We start from the raw sequence: 3016 nt of genomic DNA on the forward strand, positions 1-3016 counted from the left end.
TTTTGACGGGATTCTCGATGCATTTGCACTCCGCCGCCTTCGCGATATCCTCCGCTATATTCGCGGAAATGATGAGGAGCGGAATGGAGACATAGAGCAGATTCTGAATCGGGTTCCGGGTCTGAATTCCTCGAATCTTCATGGCTCTTTCAATGGCTTTCTTCTCTTCCGTAAAGGCGGGGAAAAAACGGAACATCACGGCAACAGGAATAGAAATACATTGGGGGATATGGAGAAAGTCCATGGAGCTTAAGATGGCTCCCACATCCGAAGTTTTCATAAAAAAGCTTCCTGCAAGATAGGGCAAAAAAAGCAGGTGAAAAAGATAAAGGAAGGAAAAGAGGATGCGTAAGGGAGGCGGCATAAAATACTGGGCAGAGTATCCCGGGATAAAGCAAAGGGCGGCGAAAACAAAGGGGGAGAACAGAGCGGTTCTTCGAAATCCATTCAGAAAGAAGAAGAGAGAGAAGAAAAGAACCACTGCCCATTCGCTGTAAAAGGGGAGATAGTTCATAATCGTGAAGCCCAAAAACAGTAAAACGAGAAGCTTGGTAATTGGGTTTGGATTAAAGGGATTCCGCTTTTCCGCCCAGGGTTTTTCTTTGATGGTACGCTCTAAATTACTTTTATTTTGCATTATTTTACTCCATACAGTTCTATTTCGTACTATTCTATGCCGTACTATTTTGCTCCGTACTGTTCTACTCCGTCTTATTTTATTCCGTATTGCTTAGCTCCGTGTTGCTCTATTCTGTCTTGCTCTATTCTGTCTTGTTCTACTCGTATGACTTTGCTCCGTCTTGTTATACAATTCCCGCTTTTTCAAAATGTTTCTTCAAAAGCTTTCTTCCGAGAAAGGCGCCGAGAAGTCCGAAAAGGAAGGTGCAGACATAAACGATAGCCATATTTTGTACGCTAAGCAGCTTTTCAATGGCATTTCCGTAATTCTCTCCCATTTCTTTTACAACCATCTCCATATAACGCTCTTTCAACAGAAGCATTTGCAGCAGGGAATTGCAGGGCCAGAGACTAAAAATTGCATAGCTTAGCATCGTGGCAGAGCCGGACTGGTAGTTTCCCATCCGCCGGATGCCTTCTGCAAGGAGACAGAAAAGAAGGGAGAAGAGGGGCACCACAAAGGTATGTCCGAATAGGAACATGATACAGGGGGTAATCATACCGAAAATGAGAAGCCCGAAGGGTTTATTCACCTTTGCCATAAAGAGCATGACGATAGGCCCACCGATAAGAGCGTATGCAGCAGGGTAGACAAGATATAAAATCGGAACGACACCCATCATTCCGACGGCAAACATACAGATAAAGTAAATTACGGCAAAAACACCGATCGACACCAGGTCTTTAATGGTCAGTTTATTTCTATTCATAAAGCAAATCTTCCTTTCATAACGAAAAGCTTCTTTTATGACGTAAGCTACTTTCATAACGAAAAACTACTCTCATGAAGTAAGCTCCTTTCAAGAGCAGATTTTCTTCCCTTGTTCCGGAGTATTCCGGAATCCGTTTTATTAGGCTTTGGAGTTTTTCTCGATACGGCTTTAATAGCTGAATTCTTCGGCAAGTCGGCTCTTTTCTACCAGGTTCCGATAGACTTTGGAGCGCTCCAGCAGTTCTTCGTGGGTGCCCACCGCATCCACCTCTCCGGAGGACAGCACTAAGATACGGTCTGCTTTCTCGATGGACTTCAAACGGTGGGAAATGAGAACCACGGTTCGGTTTTCCCCGCGGATTAGGCTGCTGAGGCTTTCTTGAATTTTTCTTTCATTGTCAATATCCAGATTTGCGGCGATTTCATCTAAGAGAAGTATGGGAGCATTCTTTAAGAAGGCTCTGGCAATGGAAAGTCGCTGTCTTTCTCCGCCGGAGAGTTCCGCGCCGTTTTCTCCGATTCTGGTTTGGAAGCCCTCGGGAAGCTTTTCAATAAAGTCCAGGCAGTTCGCAAGACGTGCCGCTTCCCGCACTTCTTCGTCCGTGGCATCCGCTCTACCCAGACGGATATTCTCCAGGATAGTGGTATTAAAGAGGTTCACTTCCTGGAAGACCATGGCGATTTTTTGGAAAATCGAGTCGGTGGCCGTGTTTTGTAAATCCTTTCCGCCGATGAGAATTTTTCCGGTATCTGCGTCATAAAGTCTGGACAGCAGGCGTAAAATGGTGGTTTTTCCGCAGCCGGAGGGACCCACCAAAGCGAAAAGTTCCCCTTCCTTTACCGACATGGAGACGTCTTTCAGAATCGCCCTGTCTTCGTTGTAGGAGAAGGACACATCCTGAAAGTCAATGGAGAAGTCGGAAAGCACCGTATTCTCCCCTTCCTGCTTCTTTGCAGACTTGATTTCGGAGATGCGCTGCACCGCCGGTGCAATATAGAAAATTTCCATCAGGCTTTCTTTGGAAATGTCGAAGATTTCCTTTAATTTCATGGAGGCGATGATAAAGCCTAAGAAGTAGAGGAGGGAAAGGCTGCCATTTTGATGGAGCGGGAAACCGACGAAAATCACCGTAGCAACACTCAGGAAAGCAAAAATGGATGAGCATCCCATGACGATAAAGGAACCCATTTCCGTTTTTAAGTGAAGTTTTTCTTGCTCGTCCATTTTTTGATATAAAGCTTCTTTAACCTCCCTGTCCGGGAGAAAGCTGCTGATTTCCTGATGCAGGTCGATGTGTTCCTGAAAAGCTTCCGCATTTTCCCGCAAAAGATGATAGTACTTCTGATTGTTTTGCACTACGAGCTTTCTGGATAAGGGAATCAAAAGAAAACTGAAAATCGTGGGGAGAAGGGTGGCAAGGGACAGCTTCCAGTTCGAGAAGCACATGAGGATTCCCATAATCGGGAAGAAGAAAAACATCGCCACGATTTTGGGAACAGAATGGCTTAGAGCGTGTTCAATCCTCTCCACGTCGGACATAATGCTTTCCGATAAATCACTTAAGTCATGTTTGGAAAAATAGGCAATGGGAAGGTCTGCCAGAGTTTCTGCAATATTTTTTCTCA

The 3016-nt window shown here is 45.1% G+C and carries 3 protein-coding genes; all 3 read right to left on the minus strand.

From position 1 onward, the window contains the following. Positions 1–637, minus strand: a 637-nt coding sequence (locus tag RYL27_RS11255; protein ID WP_314967208.1) for an energy-coupling factor transporter transmembrane component T, incomplete at its 3' end; no start/stop codon positions are given. Positions 638–803: 166 nt separating this feature from the next. Then, positions 804–1388 carry an MptD family putative ECF transporter S component gene (locus tag RYL27_RS11260; protein WP_314967209.1) on the minus strand — a complete coding sequence of 195 codons (585 nt, stop codon included), beginning with the start codon at positions 1386–1388 and terminating at the stop codon, positions 804–806. Between the two features lie 171 nt (positions 1389–1559). Further along, the coding region (locus RYL27_RS11265; RefSeq protein ID WP_314967210.1) for an ABC transporter ATP-binding protein at positions 1560–3016 on the minus strand (1457 nt) is incomplete at its 5' end.

The organism is Oribacterium sinus (assembly GCF_963537195.1).
GTDB classification, from domain to species: domain Bacteria; phylum Bacillota; class Clostridia; order Lachnospirales; family Lachnospiraceae; genus Oribacterium; species Oribacterium sinus_A.